This window comes from Amycolatopsis sp. lyj-84 (genome assembly GCF_046549075.1).
Lineage (GTDB): Bacteria > Actinomycetota > Actinomycetes > Mycobacteriales > Pseudonocardiaceae > Amycolatopsis.
This window is the reverse complement of record NZ_JAJPWO010000010.1, coordinates 148426-170467: the sequence shown is the minus strand read 5'-3', so window position 1 is coordinate 170467 and position 22042 is coordinate 148426. Positions and strand designations below refer to the sequence as shown.

Here is a 22042-nt window from a genome sequence, read left to right as displayed (position 1 = left end):
TGAAAGGCCCGTTACTTGCAAATTTTGCAAGTAACGGGCCTTTCATAGCATTGGTGACGCGGTACAGGAGCTACTTCAGGAAGGACTCAACGGCATCCGCCGCCCGCGCGATCCCGCCGTTCCCCCGGGTCTCGGCCCGGACCTCGGCGAGGCGAGCCGCGACCGAAGGCGACCCGGCCACCCGCTCGACGGCGGTACGCAACACGGAAGCCGTCACGTCCGAGGCCGCGAGCTCCTCGCCGACGCCCAGTTCCGCCAGTTTCGCCGCGTTGCCGAAACCGTCGGTGGCCAGCGGGATCGCGACGGTCGGCACGCCGTACCACAGCGATTCCGTGCTGCCGCCCATGCCGGCGTGCGTGATGAACGCCGACGCGGCCTCCAGCACCGCGAGTTGCGGGACGAACGGGTGCACCTCGATGTGCTCCGGCAGCGGCCCGAGATCGGCAGGATCGGTTTGGCCGATCGAGATGACCACGTGCCAGTCCGAATCGCGGAACCCGTCCACGCACGCGCGGAACAGGTCGAGCTGATCGGTGAACGCCGTGCCGAGGGACATCAGCAGGACCTTCTTGCCGCTCGAAGGCGGCGTCCAGCTCCGGTCGGCGAGGCGTTCCGGGTCCAGCGCCGGGCCGACGAACCGGACCGACGACGGCACCCGGTCGACGTTGGGCTGCATCGCCCTCGGCAGCAGCGCGAGCACCTGCTCCGGATGGGAGATCCAGTCCCAGGCGTCGGCCTCGATCCCGTTCTCGCTCAGCCACCGGGTGAACGTGGCGAAATAGTCCTTTCCGGACGGTGAGGTCCGGATCGAGGTCAGGATCTCGGCCATGTCCTCTTCGTAGCCGTCCCAGGCGACATACGTCGGGGACAGCTGCACGGCCGGGACGCCGTAGCGCCTGGCCAGGATCGGTGCCGGGAGACCGCCGATGTCGTACAGCAGCAGGTCCGGGCGGTTCTCGTCGTAGAAATCGGTCAGCACCGGCATCGCCTGGATGCCTTCGTCGAGGAAGACCCGCATCTGGGACCCCGGGTCCTCCGGCCACGCCGACTGGTCGCCGAGCGGGAGGATCGACGGATGCGCGACCACCTCGGCGCCGGTCGGCTCGATCAGCCCGGTGAGCGGTTCGCCGACGACGTAGCTGACCCGGTGCCCACGAGCGACCAGCTCACGGATGACGGCCAGCGAGGGGTAGATGTGGCTCGGCGCGGTGCAGCCGATCATCGCGATGTGGTTCTGCATGAGATCCTGTCTGAGATCGTGACGTCAGACGGCGCGCAGAAAAGGGGCCTCCCGATCGCGGGGGCCCTGCGGTCACGCCGTCTCAGGCGGTGCGCATGCGGATTCGGCAGATCATGATCGACAGCCTAGCGCCCGCCGCGCGGCCTCCCAACCGATTAACCGGTTGCCCGGTTTGCCGCGATCGGGACCCGCCGTTGGTAGGGACCTTCGCCGAAGGGCTTCCGCAGGTCATGGACGTGGATAGGGTTTCGGGGCTTTCACCTTTGGAGGGAAAGGGAAAAACCTTGAGACGTGTGCTCATCACCGCGCTGGCCGTCGCCACGCTCGCCTCGGTCGCGGTGACCGCGCCCGCCGGTGCGGCGGAAGCGGCGCAACCCGCCGAGACCATCACCTGGGGGGCGTGCACCGACCCGACGTTGATCAACGCCGGCGCCGAGTGCGGCTACCTGTCCGTTCCGCTCGACTACTCGCGCCCGCGCGGCGAGAAGATCCAGCTCGCGCTCAGCCGCGTCAAGCACAAGACGCCCGAAGCGCAGTACCAGGGCGTCATGCTCACCAACCCCGGTGGCCCCGGCGGTTCCGGGCTGCTGCTCGCGACCCGCGGCACGCGCGTGCCGAACCACGCGGGTGACGCCTACGACTGGGTCGGTTTCGACCCGCGCGGCGTCGGCTCCAGCAAGCCCGCGCTTTCGTGCATCCCGAACTACATGGACTACAACCGGCCGGAATACGTGCCGACGACGCGGCAGCTGGAGAAGACCTGGTTGCAGCGCTCGAAGTCCTACGCCGACGCGTGCGCGAAGAACAACAGCCGCGCGCTGCTGGAGAACATCAAGACGACCGACACGGTCAAGGACATGGAGAGCATCCGCAAGGCGCTCGGCGCCGAGCAGCTGAACTTCTACGGGTACTCCTACGGCACCTATCTCGGCCAGGTGTACGGGACGCTGTTCCCGCAGCACGTCCGCCGGATGGTCCTCGATTCCACTGTGGACCCCCGTAATGTCTGGTACCAGGCCAATCTGAACCAGGACCTCGCGTACGACGTCAACCTCAACATCTGGTTCGGCTGGGTCGCGTCGCACGACGACGTCTACCACCTCGGCAAGACGCAGGCCGCGGTGAAGCAGGTCTTCGACGAGCAGCTGAAGAAGCTGCGCGCGGTCCCGGCGGGCGGCTACGTCGGGCCGGACGAGTTCCTCGACGTCTTCAACCAGGCCTCCTACTACCAGCTGCGCTGGACACTGCTCGGTGACGCGCTCGCGAAGTTCGTCAACAAGGGTGACTGGCAGACGATGAAGGGCCTGTTCGAGAACTTCGGCGGCCGCGGTGACGACAACGGTTACGCCGTCTATCTCGCCGTCCAGTGCTCGGACGTGAAATGGCCGCAGAGCTGGCAGCAGTGGAAGCACGACAACTGGCGCACCTACCAGAAGGCGCCGTACTTCACCTGGCAGAACGCCTGGTACAACGGCCCTTGCCTGTACTGGCCGGCGAAACCCGGCAAGCCGGTCAAGGTCGACGGCAAGAGGGTGCCGAGTGTGCTGATGATCGGCGAGACGCTCGACGCGGCGACGCCGTACGAAGGCAGCCTCGAGGTGCGTAGCCGGTTCCCCGGCGCTCGCCTGATCGGTGAACCGGGCGGCACGAGTCACGCGATCACTCCGCGCGGCAACGCCTGCGTCGACAACAAGATCGCCGACTACCTGGCCACCGGTGCGCTGCCCGCGCGCAAGCCAGGGCGGACGGCCGACGTCGAATGCGCGCCGCTGCCGCTCCCGGTGCCTCCTCCGGTTCCGGCAGTCGCTGACGCGGCCACCTCCCGGGTGCCCGCCTAGCTCCAAGTACATGAAGGCCCCCTTCCTTGCGCCTAGGTACAGGAAGGGGGCCTTCATGTACTCCCAGGGTTTCCAGGGCAGGGGACTTTGTGTTACAAAGTGCGTATCGACTTTGTAGTTCAGAGTGCTCGAAGGGGGAAAGTCATGGCGGACGCGTTCAGCCTCGAAGGGCTCGTGAAGCGCTTCGGCGACGTCCTGGCCGTCGACGACGTCAGCGTGCGGGTCGCACCGGGGGAGGTCGTGGCGCTGCTCGGGCCGAACGGCGCGGGCAAGTCGACCACGATCGACATGCTGCTGGGCCTGACCAGGCCTGATGCGGGTCAGGTCCGCGTCACCGGGCTCAGCGCGGCCGAGGCGATGGACCGGGGGATGGTCGGCGCGATGGCGCAGAACGGGACGCTGCTCAGGGACGCCACGGTCGCCGAGCTCGTCGGCCTGTTCGCCTCGCTGCACCGGAATCCGCTGCCCATCCGCGAGGTGCTCAAGCGCGCCGGCGTCACCGAGTACGCGAACCGCCGCTGCGGGAAGCTCTCCGGTGGCGAGCAGCAGCGGGTGCGGTTCGCGCTCGCGCTGGTCGGCGATCCGGATCTGCTGGTGCTCGACGAGCCGACCGCGGCCATGGACGTCGACGGGCGGCGCCGCTTCTGGGCGGCGATGCGCGAGTACACCGAGACGGGCCGCACGGTCCTCTTCGCGACGCACTACCTCGCCGAAGCGGAGGACTACGCGGACCGTGTCGTGCTCATGCGGCACGGCGGGGTCGTCGCGGACGGGCCGGTCGGCGAAGTCCGGGCCGCGGTCGCCGGCCGGGTGCTGCGCGCCGCCGTCCCGGATGCCACCGAGGCCGCGCTCGCCGCGCTGCCCGGGGTGTCGCGCGCGGTGCTGCGGGCCGGTCACGCGGAGCTGAGCTGCGCCGATTCCGACGCCGCCATCCGCGGTCTGCTGCGTGAGTTCCCGCTCGCCGCGAACATCGAAATCACCGCCGTGGGACTGGAAGAGGCCTTCATCGCGCTGACCGCCGATGCGGCCGAAGGAGCTTTGAGATGAACCTGAGTTACCTCGCGCTGGAGATCAAGCGCATCGTCCGCAGCCCGCAGTTCGCGCTGTTCACCATCGGCATGCCGCTCGCGATGTTCCTGTTGTTCGGCGGGATCTTCGGCGCCCGCGAGATCGCTCCGGGGATTTCGACCGCGACCGTGACCATGGTGAACATGGCCGCGTACGGCGCCATGACCGCCGCGCTGTTCACCGGCACGCGCGTCGCCACCGAGCGCACCGACGGCTGGCAGCGCACCCTGCGGCTGACCCCGATGCGGGCGCCGGGCTATCTGATGGTCAAGGTGTCGGCGGGATTGTTCGTCGCGCTGCCGGTGCTGCTGGTGATCTTCGCGGCGGGCATGATCCGCGGCATCCGGCTCGAAACCGGCCAATGGCTGACGATCTTCGGCGCGCTGTGGCTCGGCGCGCTGCCGTTCGCGGTGCTGGGCCTGATGATCGGCCTGTTCGGCAAGGGCGACACCGTGCAGGCGGTGACCGGCGCGCTGATGCTGCCGCTGGGCATGTTCGGCGGACTGTGGATCCCGTTGCAGGTCCTGCCCGGCTGGATGAACACCGCCGGGTACATCATGCCGACGTACTGGCTCGGCGAGATCGGCCGCGCGCCGGTGCTGGGCGGGTCCGGCGCGCTGACCGCGGTCCTGGTGCTCGCCGCCTGGCTGGTGGTGCCCGCGCTCGTGGTGATGGCGAGGTTCCGGCTTGACACGGCGAGACTGTGAACCCGTGTTAGTTTTCCGAAGTGGTGGAGGATGAACGAGACGACGACGCGCGGCCGATGACGCCCGAGGAGTCGCTCGCGCTCATCGCCAGGCAGACGGAGGACACCCGGCGTGAGATCGGGCCGAATCCGGCCGTGCTGCTCGCCGTCTGGGGACTGGTGTGGCTGTTCGGTTTCGGGCTCGTCTACGTGTCCGCGCCGCCCACCGCCCTGATGCCGATGTGGGTCGCCGGCGCGATCGCCGCCGCCGGTTTCCTCGGGGCGATGGCGTACTCGGCGATCTACGGGATCCGGGCTGGCCGCGGTGTGCGCGGGCCGTCCCGGCTCGTCGGGGCGATGTACGGGTGGAGCTGGATGATCGCGTTCGGCGGGCTGACGGTGGTGAACACCGCGCTGATCCGGCTCGGCCTCGACACCGAGCTGATCCCGTTGCTGTGGTCCGGGACCTCGCTCATCCTGACCGGCCTGATGTACCTCGCCGGCGGAATGCTGTGGCAGAGCAAACTGCAGTACGGCCTCGGCGTGTGGATCATCGCGTGCGGCGCGGCGAGCGTGCTGGCCGGGGGACCGCACAACTTCCTCGTGCTGAGCCTGGCGGGCGGCGGTGGCTTCCTGGTGGCGTCGCTGGTCTTCCTGGTGCGGGCGCGATGAGCGAAGACGGGCTGCCCCAGCTCGATCCGGTGATCCACGCGCAGGCGCGGCTGCGGGTCACCGTGGCGCTGTCGAGCCTCGGACCGGGGGACCGCATCACCTTCCCGCGGCTGCAGCAGTTGCTGGACATGACGCCGGGCAACCTGTCGACGCATCTGCGCAAACTCGAAGACGCCGGCTACGTCGAGATCACCAAGGCGTTCGAACATCGCACGCCGGTGACGCTGGTCGAGCTGACCACGCGGGGCCGGGCGGCGTTCGAGGAGTACACGAAGGCCTTGCACCGTCTTCTCGAGGTACCGGGCGATGGGCGGGCATGACCGGTGGGTCATCCACCTCGACATGGACGCGTTCTACGCCTCGTGTGAACAGCTGACCCGGCCGACCCTGGCCCACCGTCCGGTCCTGGTCGGCGGCGCGGGCCCGCGTGGCGTGGTCGCCGGGGCGAGTTATCAGGCGCGGGAACACGGCATCAAATCGGCGATGCCGATGTCACAGGCCCGGCGGCTGTTGCCGCCCAACGGGGTCATCCTGCCGCCGCGGTTCAAACTGTACGAACTGCTGAGCACGCGGGTGTTCGACCTCGTCGCCCAGTACGCGCCCGTGCTGGAGCGGATCTCCCTCGACGAGGCCTTCGCGGAGCCGCCGTCGCTGGCCGGGGCGTCGTCGGGCGAGGTGCGGGAGTTCGGTGCCCGGCTGCGGGAGCACATCCGGTCCGAAATCGGGCTGGTGGCGTCGATCGGAGCGGCGTCGGGGAAGCAGGTCGCGAAGGTCGCGTCGGATCTGGCGAAACCGGACGGGTTGCTCGTCGTCGACCAGGGCACCGAACGCGACTTCCTCGCGCCGCTGCCGACCAGGGTGCTGTGGGGGATCGGCCCGGTGGCGGAAGGAAAACTGCGGGCGATCGGCGTCCGGACGCTGGGCCAGCTGACCGCGCTCTCCGAGGCCGACGCGGTGTCCACTTTGGGCAGTGTGGTCGGACGGGACCTGCGGCGCCTGGCCACCGGCGCCGACGACCGGCCGGTGTCCGGCCGCGCGGAGCTCAAGCAGGTCAGCGCGGAGACGACCTTCGACCGGGACCTGATCGACCTGGCGAGCCTGCGGCGCGAGGTCCGCGATCTCGCCGTCCACGCGCACAAACGGCTCGTCAACGCCGACCGGGTCGCGCGGACGGTGGTGGTGAAACTGCGGCACACCGACTTCAGCACGGTGACGAGGTCGGAGACGATGGCCTCGCCCACCGACGAATTCGACCAGCTCGCCTCGATGGCGGAACGGCTGCTCATCGACCCGGCCGAATTCGGCGGGGTGCGGCTTGCCGGGGTCGCGTTCTCCGGGCTTTCGGTACCGCATCAGGATCCGCTGTTCACCCTTGCCGTCCCGGCTCCCGAGGTGCCCTTGGTCGAGCGAGCGCCCGCGCCGGAGGTCGTCGTCTCCTCGACCTGGCGGCCCGGGGACGACGTGGCGCACGACGAGTACGGAAGTGGCTGGGTACAGGGGGCCGGGCACGGCCGGGTGACCGTGCGCTTCGAGACGCGGTCCAGCGGCCCGGGCGTCGCGCGGACCTTCCTCCAGGACGACCCGGCCCTCCACCGAGGCGACGCCGGCGACTGCCTGGCCTGAGGCCGCAACGAGTTCCGCTCGCGAGGCGATTCGGGTATTCTCCAGGCAGGTGCGCCGGGAAGTCTGGTCGGCATGTGTTCGTCGACCCCAAAGGAGTCCCGTGGCCACTCAACCTTCGGTGCCGATGCAGCTGGACCGGCGACGGATGTTCTACCTGGCGACCATGGGCGGGGTCGTAGTCTTCCTTGCCGCCGGCGTCATGTTTTGCCTCGGCTTGGCCGGGGACGGCGGCATCGCCTGGGCGGGAAGCGTCGAATTCGTGACCACTGTCGTGGCCATGTCGGTCGCGCTCCTCGCCGCCGGGATCGCGTGCGTCATCGCTCTCCAGTACGGCCGCAAGGTACGCGGGGCCGCGGTCGGCACCTGGCTTCCCACGGAAACAAGCGTCGCACAGGAGTCCGGGCTCGAGGCGCAGTCCCGGCGCTTTCACACCATGAGCCTCCTGTCCATCCCGCTCTCCGGTTTCTGTGTCGTGACGTTCGGTCTCGTGGTTTGGCTCTCGGTGGCGTTTCGTTCACCGGGACTCGTGATTGTCTTCGGCATTCCACTGGCTATCGGGAGTGTGGGCGGTTTGACCGCCTGGGCCGGCTGGAGCAGAAGAGCCAGGTCGGTGCGGAAGACCGGCTGGTACACCGCGAAAATCGTCGACGTCGAAGTCTTCGAAGGACGCTTGGCCCCCCTGCCGCTGATCTCGATCGGCTTCGAAGACGGCAGCACGATCCGGCTCCGTCCGATCATGTCGACCTACGGAGCCGCGTATCAGGCGGGACGCCGCACTGCCGAGGCGTGGGTCGGCGGCGAAGACACCGCCATGGTCGTCTTGTTCGAACACGGCCGTTTCCGGAAAGGCCTCTATCCGGTACCGGTGAAGGCCATCGGTCCCCGTACGTTTCCGCGGAGTCCGGCGCCTCCTCGTGGCCGGGCCGACGTTCCGGGCTGGGTCAAGCGGGTCGGGCGCTAGCAGCCAGGGGTGAGGCGGGCCACCTGCTGCCCGGCGATCAGGAACGCCCCGACCCCGTGAGCGCCCGTGTCACCGGCTCGCGCGGGGCCAGGGCCGGAAGCGACCGGCTGGACGTAGCCGAGGAACCCGTCCGCCCGCAAAGCCTTGGTGGACAACGCCTTCCAGGCCCGGTCGACCGTGTGCCGGTACTTGCCCGCGTCGAGGATCCCGGCATTGACGCCCCAGGCGAGCCCGAACGTGAACAGTGCCGTCCCGCTGCTTTCCGGCCCGCCGTGGTGCCACGGCCGCAGCAGATCCGTGTTCCAGAAGCCGTCCCGCCGTTGCAGGAACCACAGTGTGTTCGCCATCTTCTTGAAGACTCGCAGGTATTCCGGCCGCCGCGGGTCGTCGGAAGGCAGGACCTGCAACACCTTCGCCAAACCGGCGAGCGCCCAGCCGTTGCCGCGTGACCAGTAGGCATCGCTGCCCGCATCACGGCGCCAGAGGCCCAGCCCGTCGTCGAACAGCGTCTTTTCCGCCGAGCGGAACAGTTTTTGCATCGCCGCCAGGGTCGGTTCACTGCCGTCCATGACCCCGATCCGCGCCAGCGAGGGCATCGCCATGTTCAGCGCGTCGACGTACTTCCAGTAGGACGTGTTGCCCTGCTCCACACTGGCGACCTCGTCGGCGATCCGCTTGCGGACGTCGGCGATCACGGGAGCGTCGGGATGGAACGAGTACAGGTCGAGATACGCCTCGCCTGCGGCCTGGAAGTCCGGGAAGAACGGCCGCCTCGGATCACTTTGCAGCAGGTACTCGTTGTCCTGCGCCCAGGGAAGTGTCTTGTGGTTCGAGACGCCCGTCGTACGCACGAGCGCGAGGTTCCCGACGTGGAAGGTGCCGTTCTGCCACGAGTTCGCCGCGAGGTCGGTCCCGTTGGCGACCCAGTGGTCACCGGCCGCGATCATCGGCGCGGCCACCGGACACTGCTCGGACGCGACGGCACCGGGCGCGGTCAGCAGGCTGGCGCCGAGTGCCGCCGCGGCGAGCAGGGTGATCCTGCGAATTCCGGGGAAACGCATGAAGCGTCCTCCTCAAGCACTTCGCGGCGGCGGTGAGCCTCCGTGCCCGGAAACCCGGAATCGAGAATGGTGTGTACCACTGAGGGTGTCAAGATGCCGGTGAGCGGTACGGCACAACGGTTTCCAGCAAGTGCCGCGTCGCCGATTCCGCGCCGTCGGCGTTCTTTTCGAGCACCATCGCCACCACCCGCGCATGGGCGGCCAGCACGCCGTCGCCGGGAACCTCTTCGAGCGCGGCCACGGCCGGAACCCGCAATTGCGCGATCAAGGCGTTGCCGGACGCGCGAAGCAGGGCCGCGTGGAAGGCGCGGTCGGCCTCCTGGAAAGCCGGGAGTCCGACCGCGTCCGCCATCAGGCCGTACGTCGCGACGAGGACCGCGAGCTCGTCCGGGCGACGGTGCCACGCGGCCATTCTCGCCGCTTGCGGTTCGATCGCCAGCCGGAGTTCGAACAGTTCCGCCAGTTGCCGGGAACGCTCGGGCCCGGCGGCCCGCCAGGCGATGACGTCCGGATCGATCGCGTTCCAGTGTTCCGGTGGCCGTGTCCAGGTGCCGACGCGCGGCCGCGCCGCGACCAGGCCCTTGGATTCCAGTACCCGCAACGCTTCCCGCACCATCGTGCGCGACGCGGAGAACCGGCGCCCGAGGTCTTCGGGGACGATCGGCTGCCCGGCCCCGAAGACCCCGGCGACGATCAGCCTGCCCAGTTCGTCGACGATCCGGGCATGCCGGGTCATACGGGCAGGCCGACTCGGCGTTCCCCGCTGCGGACCTGCTGGAGCACGACGGCGACGACGAGCAGGGTCCCGGTGGCCATGTTCTGCCAGAACGGGTTGACGCCGAGCCCGGACATCCCGTTGTTGAGCACGCCGAGAATGATCACCGCGAGCACGGTGCTGATGATGGACCCCTTGCCGCCCTTGAGCATCGTGCCGCCGAGCGCGGCGCCGGTGACGGCGAGCAGTTCGAGCCCCTCGGAGCCGGACGTCGGCTGGCCGGAGCCGGTGCGCGCGGTGATCAGCAGCCCCGCGATCGCCGCGACCACGCCGACGAGCGCGTAGACACCGATGATGTAGCGGTTGATGTTGATCCCGGCGAGCCGGGCGGCGGTGTCGTTGCCGCCGATGGCGTAGATGTTGCGGCCGATGTCGGTGTAGCGCAACAGGAAGTGCAGCACCGCCGCGACGATCAGGAACACCCACAGCAACGTCGGCAGCCCGGCGATGGATCCCTTGGCCAGGAAGATGAACAGGTCGTCGCCGCCGGTGTAGCCCTGCGCCTTGCCGTCCGAGATCACCTGTGCGATGCCCTTGTACGTCGCCAGCATCGCGAGCGTCGCGACCACCGGGTTCACCCGGCCGAAGATGATGATCATGCCGTTCACCAGGCCGCACACCACGCCGACGCCGATCGCGGCGAGGGTGCCGACAGCGGAGCTCCCGGTCGAGGTGAACACCATCGCCGACACCACCGACGCGAGCCCGGCCATCGAGCCGACCGAGATGTCCAGCGCGCCGAGGATGATCACCAGGGTCTGCACCAGCGAGAGCAGTCCCATGATGGTGATCGCGCTGCCGATCAGCAGCAGGTTGTTGGTACGGAGGAAGTTCTCGTTCAGCGAGCTCATCAGGATCACCAGCGCGATCAGGGTGAGCAGCAGGCTCGAGTTCTGCACGCCGATCGCGGTCACCGTCCGGCGGAACGGTGACACCGGGTGGGCGATGGTCGTCACGAGGCGATCTCCTCAGTGTCTTCGGTGGCCGGGATGGCCAAAGTCAGCACGGCTTCTTCACTCGCGTCGTCACGGCCGAGCTCTCCGGCGACCCGGCCCGCGCGCAGGACGACGATCCGGTCGGCGAGGCTCAGCACTTCGGGCAGATCGGACGAGATCACCAGCAGGGCGATGCCTTCGGCGGCGAGACCGTCGATGATCCGGTAGATCTCGGCCTTCGCGCCGACGTCGACCCCGCGCGTCGGTTCGTCGAGGATCAGCAGTTTCGGGCGCCGCGCGAGCCAGCGGGCGAGGACGGTCTTCTGCTGGTTTCCGCCTGAGAGCTTGCGGACTTCCTGCTCCATCGACGGCGTCCGCACGCGCAGCTCGCGCACGTATTCGTCGACGAGCTCGCGTTCCTTGGCCCGCCGCACCACCCGGAACCGGCTCAGCCGGTCCAGCACCGCGATGGAGACGTTGTCCCGCACGGACCGCTGCATCAGCAACGCGTCGGTCTTGCGTTCCTCCGGCGCGAAGCCGATCCCCGCCTTGACCGCGTCGCCGGGAGTGCGGGCGCGCAACGTTTTCCCGTCCAGTTCGACGGTTCCCGAGCGCACCGGCAGATCGCCGACGATCGCGTGCGCGAGTTCCGAGCGCCCGGCGCCGACCAGTCCGGCGAGGCAGACGACCTCGCCCGCCCGGACCTCCAGGGAGATGTCCGTGACGTCGTCGGTGGTGACGCCGTCGAGCCGCAGCACCACCCGGCCGGTCTCCTGCGCGCTCCGGCGCTCCAAAGTGGACAGATCGCGGCCGATCATCATGCGCACCAGCCGGTTCTCGTCGGTGGACGCCGCGTCCTCGACCCCGATCAGGGTGCCGTCGCGCAGCACCGCCACCCGGTCGGCGAGCTGGAAGATCTCCTTCATCCGGTGTGAGACGTAGACGACCGCCACCCCGCTGTCCCGCAGCCGCCGGATCAGCGTGAACAGCGCGTCGACCTCGTGCTCGGACAGCGAAGACGTCGGCTCGTCGAACGCGATCACCTTCGGCGGTGTCGCGGCGGTGAGCACCCGCAGGATCTCGACCAGCTGCCGTTGCGCGGGGGACAGCCTGCTCCCGAGCGTCGAGGGCTGCAGCACACCCTCGAATCCGTACTCCCGCAACGCGTCCTGCGTCATCCGATGCAGGGTCCGGCGGTTGACCAGCCGTCCCCGCGCGGGCAGCTCGCCGACGAAGACGTTCTCCGCCACCGAAACGTGCGGGATGATTTCCGGCTCCTGGTAGATCACCCGGACTCCGGCGGCCATCGCGGCCCGCGGGGAGTCGAACAGCACTGGTGAGCCGTCGATCAGCAGGTGCCCGTCGTCGGGACCGTGGTCGCCCGACAGCACCCGCAGCAGGGTGGACTTGCCCGCGCCGTTCTCGCCCATCAGCGCGAGGACCTCGCCGGGCCGGAAGTCCAGGGTGACGCCGTCGAGCGCGGTCACCCCGGAGAACCGTTTGCTGATCCCTTGGGCGGTCAGCGCCGCCGCGGGTTCGGATGTGGCCATGGGAACGCCTCCACGCGGGATCAGATGCAGTTGACGCCGGCCTGCTTGTAGTTGTCCTTGGTGACGATCTGGGTCTTCGCGATCGTCTCCGGGGGCAGGTCCTTCGAGTTCTTCACCTTGTCCACCAGCAGCTGGATCGCGGTGCGGCCGACCTCGGCGCCGGAGATGAACAGCGCCGCCTTGTTCCCGGTCTCCTTGCCCGCGGCCCAGTCCTTGCAGGTCAGGTAGGCACCGAGACCGACGCCGATGATGTCGGCCGAGGCGACGCCCGAGTTCGCGAGCGCGGTGACCGCACCGGTCTCGTTCTCGTCGTTGCAGCCCCAGACCACCCAGTGCTTGACGCCCGGGTTCGAGCCGATCACCGCGCCGGTGCGGTTCTGCGCGTCCACCGGGGTGTTGTCGGTGCCGACCTCGATCACCGGCACCTGCGCGCCTGCGTCCTTGTCGAAGGCGGCCTTCGCGGCGGAGACGCGGTCCTTGCACACCGTCAAGTCCTGCTTGTACGCACTGATGATCTTGGTGTCGGCCGCGGTCCAGCCTGCCGCCTTGAACAGCTTCGCCGCTTCCTTGCCGACCGAATCGCCCATCTGGGAGCCGTTGAAGCCGACGAACGGCGACTTCGTCCCGGCGCCGTCCTTGATCACGTCGTCGGAGGCGATGATCGGGATGCCCGAGCTCTTCGCCTTGTCGAGCACCTGCGGGCCGATGGCCTGGTCGGGGACGACGATCGCGATGCCGTTGGCGCCCTGGGCGACCGCGGCGTCGAGTTCGGTGATCGCCTTGTTGGCGTCCTGCCCGAGGTTGACGACCTTCAGTTCGACACCCAGTTCCTTCGCCTTCTCCTGCGCGCCCTGCGCCTGCTCGACGAAGTACTGCTGGTCGCCCTGTTTCTGCAGGTAGAACAGGGTGATCTTGCCGCTCGCGGGCGCCTGCTGCTGCGGCGCGGCGGTGTCTTTGCCGGACGAGCAGCCGGTCAACACGACACCGGCAATCAAACAAGAACCAACAAGGCGCCAGGGCAGGGACTTGTGCGAAGCTGTGGACATCAAATGCTCCCAGGACGAAGCGGAAGAGTGTGACTGGTATTACTAACACTCTTACGGGTGACGTCAAGGCACGATCATGGCACGGTCGACGGGCTGTGGTTGTACTAATCGCACGTCGAGAGCCCGCTTCCGCGGCGAGTGGTCCTGTGGAACTTGTCCGAACTCTGTCCGATCGTTGTTGTTGACTTTGGTTGAGTGTCGCGGGCAATCACCGTAAGGCAGGATGAAAGGGACAGTCACCCGATCGAGGGAATCCATGTTCAGCTCCCGCGTCCGTCAGACCACCGCGCTCCTCGGCGCGGCCCTCCTGCTCACCGCGTGCAGTTCCACTCCCGAGCAGCAGCAGCCCGCCGCGTCCGAGGCTCCGGTGACGGCGAGTCAGGCACCCGGCGGTGCGTTCACCGTGGTCGCGACCGGCGACGTGCTGATCCATCCCGCGCTGACCGACCAGGCGAAGGAGGACGGTGGCGGCAAGATCGACTACCGGCCGCTCCTGGCCGGGATCAAACCGCTGATCTCCGGCGCCGACCTAGGCATCTGCCATCTGGAGACCCCGCTCGCGCCGAAGGGCGGGCCCTACAGCGGCTACCCGTCGTTCAGCGCGCCGCCGGAGATCGTCGACGCGCTCAAGGACACCGGCTACGACAACTGCTCGACGGCGTCCAACCACACGATCGACCAGGGCGTGGACGGCGCGACGCGGACGCTCGACAAACTCGACGAGGCGGGGATCAAGCACACCGGCTCGGCACGCTCGGCCGAAGAAGCGAAGAAGCCGCTGATCGTCGACGTCAAGGGCGTCAAGGTCGCCCAGATCTCCTTCTCCTACGGGTTCAACGGGATCAAGGTGCCCTCGGGGAAACCCTGGCTGGTCAACCAGATCGACGCCGAAGACGTGATCGCCCAGGCCAAGGCGGCGCGGAAGGCGGGCGCCCAGGTCGTCCTCGCGAGCCTGCACTGGGGCACCGAGTACCAGCACGACCCGACGGCCGAACAGCGCTCACTGGCGAAGAAACTCCTCGGTGACGACTCGATCGACCTGATCATCGGCCACCACGCGCACGTCGTGCAGCCCTTCGAACAGATCAACGGCAAATGGGTCGCCTACGGCCTCGGCAACAGCGTCGCCCGGCATTCGGAGCCGAAGGGCTCGACCGAACAAGGGGCGGCCGCGCGGTTCCGGTTCGTGCGGGACGGCGAACGCTGGAAGGTCGACAAGGCCGAGTACGTCCCGACACTGGTCCAGCTCGGCCCGCCGATCCGGTTGCTCGACCTGACCGCGGGGCAGAGCGGGAACGCCGGAGCGGATGCGCTCGAGGCCACCGACGAGGTCGTCCTCAGCCGTGGCGCCGGCGATCAGGGGTTGACCCGCCCCGGTCGCTGAGCTTCCGGCAGGGACACGGATGGGCCAGGCCCTTCGTTCCGGCCCACCCGTGCCTTTCTCCGCGCCCGACTTCAATATCGTCGCCGCACCACCAGTTTCGCGAGGGCCGCGAGCTCGGTGCCTGGGCGGGGCACCGGACTCGAGACGGCGAGATGGTGCAGCGCGCCGGTCAGGAGCGCGTCGGCCTGCTCCTGGCTCCATGTCCGGCCGCCCGCCCGTTCCACCAGTTCCGCCGCGTGGGGCAATTCCGCGACGTCGAGGTTTTCCTTGCGGTACAAGGCCTCCAGTTCTCGCCCGGCTTCCGTCCCGGAGTGGAGCGCGGCCACCACCGGCAGGGACTTCTTCCGGTTGGAGAGATCCGAGTGGACCGGTTTCCCGGTCACCGCCGGATCGCCCCAGATCCCGAGGAGATCGTCGATGTGCTGGAACGCCAGCCCGAGTGCCCTCCCGTACTCGGTCAGCCGGTCGACCTGATCCTGCCTCCCTTCCCCGGCGAGCGCGCCGAGCGTGCACGACGCCCCGAGCAACGCGCCGGTCTTCCCCTCGGCCATCCGTACGCATTCGGCGGTGTCGACGTCACCGCGTTCTTCGAACTTCAGGTCCGCGCTCTGCCCTTCCAGAAGATCGATCACGGCCGTGCTCAGCACCCGCAGCGCGGTCTGCCCGAACGGGGCCAGTAGTTCGAGGGCCCGGGACAGCAGGGCGTCCCCGGCGAGGATCGCGGCGCCGGTGCCGAACACCGTCCAGGCCGTCGGGCGGTGCCGCCGGGTGGTGTCCCGGTCCATCACGTCGTCGTGCAGCAGCGAGAAGTTGTGCACCAGTTCCACCGCGACGGCCACCGGGACGGCCACTTCGGCGTCACCGCCGACAGCCTGCGCCGACAGCAGCGCGAGCGCGGGCCGCAACGCCTTCCCGCCGTCCGAAGTGGACGGACGGCCGTGCTCGTCCCACCAGCCGAAGTGGTAGCCGGCGATGAGCCGCATGGACTCGGGAAGCCCGCCGACGGCCTCGCGCAGTGCCGGGTCGAGCAGATTCCTGCTCCACGTCAGGACTTCGGCGGCGGGACGGGCACCGGTGCCGGTGTCGATGGTCGTCAACGGACTTCCCTTCAGCCTTCGCGTCCGAGTTCGGCGTTCTCCAGGATCGCCAGTGCGTCAGGCACCAGCACCGCAGCCGAGTAGTACGCGCTCACCAGGTACGAAATGATCGCTTGTTCGCTGATCCCCATGAAGCGGACGTTCAGTCCGGGCCGGTACTCGTCGGGCAGCCCGACCTGATGCAGGCCGACGACGCCCTGAGTGTCCTCACCGGTCCGCATCAGCAGGATCGAGCTGGTGCTGGTCTCGGTGACGGGGATCTTGTTGCACGGCAGGATCGGGATCCCGCGCCAGGCGGGCACCTGATGGCCGTCCAGGTCGACGGCGTCCGGATAGATCCCCCGTTTGCTGCATTCCCGGCTGAACGCCGCGATCGCCCGCGGATGCGCGAGGAAGAAACCGGGGTCCTTCCACACCAAGGCGAGCAGCTCGTCGAGGTCGTCCGGCGTCGGCGGGCCGGTGCGGGTGTGGACGCGATGGGAAAAGTCCGCGTTGTGCAGGAGCCCAAAGCCGGTGTTGTTGATCAGCTCGTGTTCCTGCCGCTCGCGCAACGCCTCGATGGTCAGCCGCAACTGCTGCTCGACCTGGTCCATCGGCTGGTTGTAGAGGTCGGCGACCCGGGTGTGCACCCGCAGGACGGTCTGCGCGACGCTGAGTTCGTACTCGCGCGGTTTGGTCTCGTAGTCGACGAAGGTGCCGGGAAGGAGCGGTTCGCCGTCGTGGCCCGACGCGACGTCGATCCGCGCCTCACCGTGATCGTTGCTCGCCTGCGATCCGCCGGCGGAGAACGCGCCGAGATGGTCACGCAAGCTGTCCGAGCGATCGATGATGTCGGCGAAAGCTGTGCGGGACAAGGAAAGCACGGTGCAGGAGGTGACCGCCTTCGCGGTGAACTCCCAGATCGCGTCGTCATCGACCAGGATCTGCGATCCGAAATGCCCGCCGTCGGCGAGGGCGCCGAGGACGGTCTCGTCGCCGTACGCGCCGACACCGAGCTTGTCGATCTTTCCGTGCGCGATCAGGAAGACCTGGTCGGCCCGGTGGCCGAATTCCGTGAGGGTGTCGCCCGCGGACAGTTCCCGTTGGACGAACCTGCCGGCGAGTTCGCTGAGGACCTCTTCGTCGTCGAAACCCCGCAGCGGCGGGAGTTCGCCCAGTTCCGGCGGGATCACCCGGACCTCGGCGCCGGCGGTGGTGAAGGCGACCCGCCCGTCGCCGACGGCGTAGCTCAGCCGGCGGTTGACCCGGTACGCGCCTCCCGAAACCTGAACCCACGGCAGCACTCTCAGCAGCCATCGCGACGAGATGCCCTGCATCTGCGGGACCGATTTGGTGGTCGTGGCCAGCGTGCGAGCGGCGGCCTTGCCGAGGCTCAGTTGCGGGTTGTCCGTGATCGTCACCGAGAAATCCACCCATCGTCGTGGCGGGTATTTCCGCCCTGGTGAACTGATGTTCCCAAATTCGCGGATACCCAGATTCAATGGGGAGGCGCGAAATGAACATAGCAAGCGGGAATGCCCGTACAAACACACGATCGGGTAGCCGGGTACGTTCACCTGTTTGCCGGATTGGCCCGTGCGGACGCTCCCGCCCGCAGCCTTTCGGGCGACGGAGCTGCGGAGAATGTCGGTATACGGCCAGGTCGGTGACGTCCCGTGGTGACTGATCACTCGGACGTGAAGCTGCGATCTCACAGTGGTGACGAGCCTTTCCGGCGCGTGTCGAAAATCGTTTCGCGGTATGAGAAATTGGGCCGAGACGGTGATGATCGACTTTATCCTTTCCGCCACCGGTATGAATTGATTCAACTGCTCTTCTCGGCGCGCCGGAGGGTGAACTAGTTTCAGCAGTCTTCACGGGGTAAGGAGTCGAATGGGTATTTACCTGACCGGCATCGCCTGGGTCGTCGGAGCGGCGGCGGGGGCGGGGTTCGTCGGCTACCTCGTCCGCAAGTTCGGCTGGGACGAGGGGCGGCCCGACAACAACGACGCCGCCGGCCAGGTGTTCACCATCGTCGGCGGGCTCCACGCCGTCCTGGTCGCGTTCATCCTGATCTCCCTCTTCGACTCCACGAGCGCGGCGAGGGACGGCTCGTACCACGAGGCGGACAGCCTGGTCGCCGCCGTCTGGGCCGCGGACTCGCTGGGGACCGAGGTCAAGGACGAGGTCCGGAAGCTGAGCGCGGAGTACATCAAGACGGTCGAACAGAAGGAGTGGCCGCGGATGGCCGAAGGCGGGGACGTCGCCCCCGACACCGGCTGGGCGCAGCTCGACCAGTTGCGCAAGGCGGTGGACAAGGCCCCGTCGGACGACGACTGGGTCCGCGAGCGCAAGGCCGAGGCGGCCGCTCAGCTCTGGCAGGTCTACGAGGCCCGGCAGGATCGGCTCAACGCGGTCGAGGGCGGCCGGGTCGGCGGTGTCGTCTGGTTCGCGCTCATCATCGGCAGCCTCATCTCGGTGCTGCTGCCCAACCTGTTCGGCGGCACCCGGCTGGCCGCGCATCTGGTGATCGTGTCCACCCTGGCCGGTACGGTCACGCTCCTGTTGTTCGCGATCTACCAGCTGCAGAACCCGTTCGGCGGAGGGGTGCGGATCCCTCCCGACGCGTTCACCGCCGCGCTGGCGAGGATCGCCTGAGCCGGTGAGCGTCGTGGACGGGATGACGCGGGCGGCGGCGACGGTGGCCGTCGCCGGGCTGGTGGGGGCGTCGGCGCTGCTGGCCCCGATGGCCGCGCGCGCCGCCGAATCCTGCCTGGTGGTGCAGGCGGAGACCGGGTCGCACGGGAAGTCGAAGCTGCGCTGGATCGATGTCGGCTCGGGGACCACCACGCGGGTGACCGATGCGGGGTACCGGCTCAACGCGCTCGGTTACTCCGCGACACGGGACTTGGTCTTCGGTGTCGCCGAAGGACTCAGCCGGGGCGCGCACGCGGTGACGATCGACCGGGACGGCGACACCCGGGACCTCGGCCCGATCACCCGGGCGGGGAACCGGCTGCCGGTGTGGAGTCCCGTCGCGGGTGTCACCGCGGGCGCGATCGGCGGGAATTCCTGGTACCTGCTCAGGAACGGCACCCTGTACACGGTGGATCTGACACCTGGGGAGCGGTACCTGCGGGTGATCCGGACGGTGTTCCTGCGGCCGATCACGCTCGCCCACGACGTCAACGATTTCGCGTACCACAACGGACTGCTCTACGGCGTTTCCACCACCTGGCGCGGAAAAGGGGCCGTGATCACCATCGACCCGTCGTCCGGCAAGGTCCGCGAAGCCGACGACACCCGGTTCCCGCCAGCCGACGTCTACGGTTCCGTCGTGCTCGGCCGTGACGGTGCCTTGTACGCCACGGCGAACCGGATCGGCGGGCGCAGTGTGCTGTACCGCCTGGATCGCGGTGGGCGGGTGACCGAGGTGCGGTCCGGTCCGCCGCTGGCGGGTTCGGACGCGGCGGGCTGTCTCACCGCCCCCGAGCCGCCGAAGCCCGAGCCTCCGAAACCGGAACCGCCCAAGCCGACGCCCACTCCGGTACCCAACCCGCCCACGCCCACATCCACGTCGTCCCCGACGCCTGCTCCCGTCCCGGTTCCGACGCCGCCACCGTCTCCGTCCCCGACGTCGTCGCCGAGCCCGACTCCGAGTCCGACGCCCAGTCCGTCGCCGTCCCCGACGCCTGCTCCCGCGCCCAAGGTGGTCCCGCCGCCCGTTCCGGTGCCGAAGCCGACCCGCGCGGCGCCGCCGAGGGAACGCGAGGAGGCGGCGGAGACCGATCCGCACGCCCGCACGAAGGAGAAGCGCCGGTGGGGTTTGACCGCGCTGGTCCTGATCCTCGGCGGGGGAGCCGCGGCGGGTGCCGTGCGGCGGGCCCGGTGAGTCAGTACTTGAACTGGTCCACGTTCTCGCGCGTGATCAACAGCGGGTCGCCCAGCAGTACGGTCTTCGTGGCTTCTTCGTACTTGATCGCCGGGAGTTCGAGATTGACCTTGTTCGACGCGCCGAGCTGCCTGCCTTCGGCGATCTGCTTTCCCGCCCAGGCGGTGAGGTAGCCGAGTGATTCGACGTTCCACAGCACCGAAAGCGAAGCGGAACCGTCCAGGAGGTACGGCTTGATCGCCTGCGGCGTTCCGACGCCGACGGTGAAGACTCGGCCGATCTTCTGCTGCGAGCGGACCGCTTCGGCGACCCCGGGGGCCGACGTCGTGCACTCGCCGACCAGGCCGGTGAGGTCCGGGTACTTGGCCATCAGGTCCTTGGCCAGCGTGGTGGCGTTGTCCTTGTCCTCGCCGGCGTAGACCGTCTCGACGAGCTGAGCGCTGGGATACTCCGTGGCGGTATACGCACGCTGCACGGCGATCCACGCGTTGAGGTTCTCGGCGGTCTCGCCGCAGGAGACGATCGCGTACTTGCCCGCGCCGCCCATCTTCTTCATCAGGGCGTCGGTGAGCGCCTTGCCGATGCCCTCCGGGGTGGCCTGGTTGACGAAGAGCTCGCGATCGGTGCCGGGCGCGTCGGTGTCCGAAGTGATCACATGGACGCCCTTGGCCCGCGCGTCGGTGATCGCCGGTGCCATCGTTTTGGGGTCGTTCGGGGCGATCGCGATGACGTCCACCCGCTGGTCGACGAGGTCGCGCACGATCGAGACCTGTGCGGCGGGGTCCACCGTGGCAGGTCCGGTCGAAGTCCATTCGACACCGAGCTGCTTGGCCGCGGCGATCCCGCCGGTGTTCATCGCCTCGAAGTACGGGATGCCCGCGACCTTCGGCACGAACGCGATCCGGATCGGCTTGGCCGCCATGCCCGCGGGCTCTTCGCTCGCGCATCCGGTCAGCCCGAACACCATGCCCAAAGCGAGCACAGTGGCCACGACGAGCGTCTTGGTCGGCCCTCGCATCTCCACCCCATAGTCACGGAACCACCTGAAACCAGCCGATCGGTCTTCGCGCGGTGGAGACCTCCGGCGAAACTAAGGTCTTCGGTTACCCCGGTCAACCGGATGAGCGCAAAGGGTTACGGAAGTGAGTTCATCGACCTGGTCCGATTACCGGGTCGGCCTATGGGAGTGACGGTGAGCGACCGGGAGACGCGGGTCACTGTGCCATGTATACGGGTGGGGGGTATATTTCCCCGCATGAACGAGACACGGCATGGAGCAAGCTGGTCGATGGCGGCGTCGGCGACCCTGCACTGCCTCACCGGCTGTGCGATCGGCGAGGTCCTCGGCATGGTGATCGGCACGGCGCTCGGCCTGGGCAACGTGGCGACGATCGTCCTGGCGGTGGCGCTCGCGTTCGTCTTCGGCTACGCGCTGACCATGCGCGGCGTGCTGAAGTCGGGCCTGCCGTTCGGTACCGCGCTCAAGGTGGCGCTGGCCGCGGACACCGTGTCGATCGCGGTCATGGAGATCGTCGACAACGGGGTCATGCTGGTGGTGCCGGGCGCCATGGAGGCCGGGCTCGCGAGCCTGCTGTTCTGGGGCGCGCTGGCGTTCTCGCTGGCCGTCGCGTTCGTGCTGACGGTGCCGGTGAACAAGTGGATGATCGGGCGCGGTCTTGGGCACGCGAAGGTCCACGCGCACCACGGTGGTCACGAGGACCACGCTCACTGAGCGGCCGGGTCGGGATTCGCTTGATCGCAGGTCCGTGAAGGCCTCCTTGCCTACCCTGAAGGTAGTGAAGGAGGCCTTCACGGACTCCATGCTGCCTGGTGACCGTGTCGCGAAAGCCACTTGCGGGACATCCGACGTCGCGAAAGTGGCTTTCGCGACATCCGGGACGGCGAGCCCAAACCTCGTGAGTGGTAGGGACGGTTAGAGCGGACCGGTATTCGCCTACCTACGCGTGATCAGGGCAAGTGAGGTGCGGTAGTCGACGGGGTCGCTCCGGTCTCGGAGCTTGATCAACGGAGGATCGGGGACACTCAACGTCCCCGATCCTCCGTTGATCAAGACCATGCCACCCCACAACGCCATCCAGAACAAGCCCTACAAGCTCACCGAGATGACATCAGGATCCAGTGGGTAGGCAAATGCAGGTTCACCAGAACCGTCCTTACCACTCACGAGATTCCGGACCCGCGTCCCGGCGCGGTGGTCGGTGTTCCCAATGTCGCA

20 protein-coding genes are annotated in these 22042 nt (G+C 68.3%); 11 read left to right on the top strand and 9 right to left on the bottom strand.

The features are described 5' to 3' along the window. Positions 1–70 precede the first annotated feature (70 nt). The gene (locus ACLJRM_RS28775) at positions 71–1240 is read right to left on the bottom strand and encodes a macrolide family glycosyltransferase (protein ID WP_410664823.1); all 1170 of its coding nucleotides are present in this window, start codon (positions 1238–1240) and stop codon (positions 71–73) included. A gap of 284 nt (positions 1241–1524) precedes the next feature. Here ACLJRM_RS28775 and ACLJRM_RS28770 point away from each other — a divergent pair, with 284 nt between their 5' ends. The 7 genes from ACLJRM_RS28770 (at position 1525) to ACLJRM_RS28740 (ending at position 8087) form a co-directional block, all read left to right on the top strand. Continuing rightward, a complete protein-coding gene (locus ACLJRM_RS28770; RefSeq protein ID WP_410664822.1) occupies positions 1525–3078 on the top strand; it encodes an alpha/beta hydrolase in 1554 nt (517 codons plus the stop codon). A gap of 144 nt (positions 3079–3222) precedes the next feature. After that, positions 3223–4125 carry an ABC transporter ATP-binding protein gene (locus tag ACLJRM_RS28765; RefSeq protein ID WP_410664821.1) on the top strand — a complete coding sequence of 301 codons (903 nt, stop codon included), beginning with the start codon at positions 3223–3225 and terminating at the stop codon, positions 4123–4125. Continuing rightward, a complete protein-coding gene (locus ACLJRM_RS28760) occupies positions 4122–4853 on the top strand; it encodes an ABC transporter permease (protein WP_101612945.1) in 732 nt (243 codons plus the stop codon). Before ACLJRM_RS28765 ends, ACLJRM_RS28760 begins: the two co-directional genes overlap by 4 nt. Before the next feature lie 20 nt (positions 4854–4873). Then, positions 4874–5503 (top strand): hypothetical protein, encoded by a 630-nt coding sequence (locus ACLJRM_RS28755; protein WP_410664820.1) that lies wholly within the window; start codon positions 4874–4876, stop codon positions 5501–5503. Continuing rightward, positions 5500–5823 carry a transcriptional regulator gene (locus tag ACLJRM_RS28750; RefSeq protein WP_020634259.1) on the top strand — a complete coding sequence of 108 codons (324 nt, stop codon included), beginning with the start codon at positions 5500–5502 and terminating at the stop codon, positions 5821–5823. The genes ACLJRM_RS28755 and ACLJRM_RS28750 overlap by 4 nt, the downstream gene beginning before the upstream one ends. Then, entirely contained in the window at positions 5810–7126 is a 1317-nt protein-coding gene (locus tag ACLJRM_RS28745; protein WP_410664819.1) for a DNA polymerase IV, read from the top strand. Before ACLJRM_RS28750 ends, ACLJRM_RS28745 begins: the two co-directional genes overlap by 14 nt. Positions 7127–7226: 100 nt before the next feature. After that, the gene (locus ACLJRM_RS28740; protein WP_410664818.1) at positions 7227–8087 is read left to right on the top strand and encodes a hypothetical protein; all 861 of its coding nucleotides are present in this window, start codon (positions 7227–7229) and stop codon (positions 8085–8087) included. Here ACLJRM_RS28740 and ACLJRM_RS28735 read toward each other — a convergent pair. The 5 genes from ACLJRM_RS28735 to ACLJRM_RS28715 form a co-directional block, all read right to left on the bottom strand. Then, the gene (locus ACLJRM_RS28735) at positions 8084–9148 is read right to left on the bottom strand and encodes a glycoside hydrolase family 88 protein (protein WP_410664817.1); all 1065 of its coding nucleotides are present in this window, start codon (positions 9146–9148) and stop codon (positions 8084–8086) included. The two genes, ACLJRM_RS28740 and ACLJRM_RS28735, sit on opposite strands and share 4 nt — an antisense overlap. An 88-nt stretch (positions 9149–9236) precedes the next feature. Further along, positions 9237–9884 (bottom strand): FadR/GntR family transcriptional regulator, encoded by a 648-nt coding sequence (locus ACLJRM_RS28730; RefSeq protein ID WP_410664816.1) that lies wholly within the window; start codon positions 9882–9884, stop codon positions 9237–9239. Further along, complete coding sequence (locus tag ACLJRM_RS28725) at positions 9881–10879, bottom strand: ABC transporter permease (RefSeq protein ID WP_410664815.1); 999 nt, start codon at positions 10877–10879, stop codon at positions 9881–9883. The genes ACLJRM_RS28730 and ACLJRM_RS28725 overlap by 4 nt, the downstream gene beginning before the upstream one ends. Then, positions 10876–12408 (bottom strand): sugar ABC transporter ATP-binding protein, encoded by a 1533-nt coding sequence (locus ACLJRM_RS28720; RefSeq protein ID WP_410664814.1) that lies wholly within the window; start codon positions 12406–12408, stop codon positions 10876–10878. The genes ACLJRM_RS28725 and ACLJRM_RS28720 overlap by 4 nt, the downstream gene beginning before the upstream one ends. Before the next feature lie 20 nt (positions 12409–12428). After that, entirely contained in the window at positions 12429–13388 is a 960-nt protein-coding gene (locus ACLJRM_RS28715) for a substrate-binding domain-containing protein (RefSeq protein ID WP_233224006.1), read from the bottom strand. 322 nt (positions 13389–13710) lie between these two features. On the opposite strand from ACLJRM_RS28715, the gene ACLJRM_RS28710 reads away from it, so the two are divergent. Next, positions 13711–14838, top strand: coding sequence for a CapA family protein (locus ACLJRM_RS28710; protein WP_410664813.1), 1128 nt, complete (start codon positions 13711–13713; stop codon positions 14836–14838). A 71-nt stretch (positions 14839–14909) separates the two neighbouring features. On the opposite strand, the gene ACLJRM_RS28705 is transcribed toward ACLJRM_RS28710, so the two are convergent. Both ACLJRM_RS28705 and ACLJRM_RS28700 read right to left on the bottom strand, forming a co-directional pair. Beyond that, a complete protein-coding gene (locus ACLJRM_RS28705) occupies positions 14910–15935 on the bottom strand; it encodes a family 2 encapsulin nanocompartment cargo protein polyprenyl transferase (protein WP_101612953.1) in 1026 nt (341 codons plus the stop codon). An 11-nt stretch (positions 15936–15946) separates the two neighbouring features. Then, on the bottom strand, positions 15947–17335 hold the full coding sequence (locus tag ACLJRM_RS28700; protein WP_410664812.1) for a family 2B encapsulin nanocompartment shell protein: 1389 nt from the start codon (positions 17333–17335) through the stop codon (positions 15947–15949). Positions 17336–17807: 472 nt separating this feature from the next. Here ACLJRM_RS28700 and ACLJRM_RS28695 point away from each other — a divergent pair, with 472 nt between their 5' ends. Both ACLJRM_RS28695 and ACLJRM_RS28690 read left to right on the top strand, forming a co-directional pair. After that, positions 17808–18572, top strand: coding sequence for a hypothetical protein (locus ACLJRM_RS28695; protein ID WP_410664811.1), 765 nt, complete (start codon positions 17808–17810; stop codon positions 18570–18572). Between the two features lie 4 nt (positions 18573–18576). Beyond that, positions 18577–19806, top strand: a complete 1230-nt coding sequence (locus tag ACLJRM_RS28690) for a DUF6923 family protein (RefSeq protein WP_410664810.1) — start codon at positions 18577–18579, stop codon at positions 19804–19806. Position 19807: 1 nt separating this feature from the next. Here ACLJRM_RS28690 and ACLJRM_RS28685 read toward each other — a convergent pair whose 3' ends face one another. Then, positions 19808–20824, bottom strand: coding sequence for an autoinducer 2 ABC transporter substrate-binding protein (locus tag ACLJRM_RS28685; RefSeq protein WP_369862439.1), 1017 nt, complete (start codon positions 20822–20824; stop codon positions 19808–19810). A gap of 270 nt (positions 20825–21094) precedes the next feature. Here ACLJRM_RS28685 and ACLJRM_RS28680 point away from each other — a divergent pair, with 270 nt between their 5' ends. After that, positions 21095–21538, top strand: a complete 444-nt coding sequence (locus ACLJRM_RS28680) for a DUF4396 domain-containing protein (RefSeq protein WP_410664924.1) — start codon at positions 21095–21097, stop codon at positions 21536–21538. The last annotated feature ends 504 nt before the right edge of the window (positions 21539–22042 follow it).

Excerpts from the sequence above, each read along its gene's own strand:
- ACLJRM_RS28775 (WP_410664823.1), bottom strand. The coding sequence starts at position 1,240 with ATGCAGAACCACATCGCGATGATCGGCTGCACCGCGCCGAGCCACATC.
- ACLJRM_RS28765 (WP_410664821.1), top strand. The coding sequence starts at position 3,223 with ATGGCGGACGCGTTCAGCCTCGAAGGGCTCGTGAAGCGCTTCGGCGAC.
- ACLJRM_RS28760 (WP_101612945.1), top strand. The coding sequence starts at position 4,122 with ATGAACCTGAGTTACCTCGCGCTGGAGATCAAGCGCATCGTCCGCAGC.
- ACLJRM_RS28750 (WP_020634259.1), top strand. The coding sequence starts at position 5,500 with ATGAGCGAAGACGGGCTGCCCCAGCTCGATCCGGTGATCCACGCGCAG.
- ACLJRM_RS28745 (WP_410664819.1), top strand. The coding sequence starts at position 5,810 with ATGGGCGGGCATGACCGGTGGGTCATCCACCTCGACATGGACGCGTTC.
- ACLJRM_RS28735 (WP_410664817.1), bottom strand. The coding sequence starts at position 9,148 with ATGCGTTTCCCCGGAATTCGCAGGATCACCCTGCTCGCCGCGGCGGCA.
- ACLJRM_RS28730 (WP_410664816.1), bottom strand. The coding sequence starts at position 9,884 with ATGACCCGGCATGCCCGGATCGTCGACGAACTGGGCAGGCTGATCGTC.
- ACLJRM_RS28720 (WP_410664814.1), bottom strand. The coding sequence starts at position 12,408 with ATGGCCACATCCGAACCCGCGGCGGCGCTGACCGCCCAAGGGATCAGC.
- ACLJRM_RS28710 (WP_410664813.1), top strand. The coding sequence starts at position 13,711 with ATGTTCAGCTCCCGCGTCCGTCAGACCACCGCGCTCCTCGGCGCGGCC.
- ACLJRM_RS28695 (WP_410664811.1), top strand. The coding sequence starts at position 17,808 with ATGGGTATTTACCTGACCGGCATCGCCTGGGTCGTCGGAGCGGCGGCG.
- ACLJRM_RS28685 (WP_369862439.1), bottom strand. The coding sequence starts at position 20,824 with ATGCGAGGGCCGACCAAGACGCTCGTCGTGGCCACTGTGCTCGCTTTG.
- ACLJRM_RS28680 (WP_410664924.1), top strand. The coding sequence starts at position 21,095 with ATGGCGGCGTCGGCGACCCTGCACTGCCTCACCGGCTGTGCGATCGGC.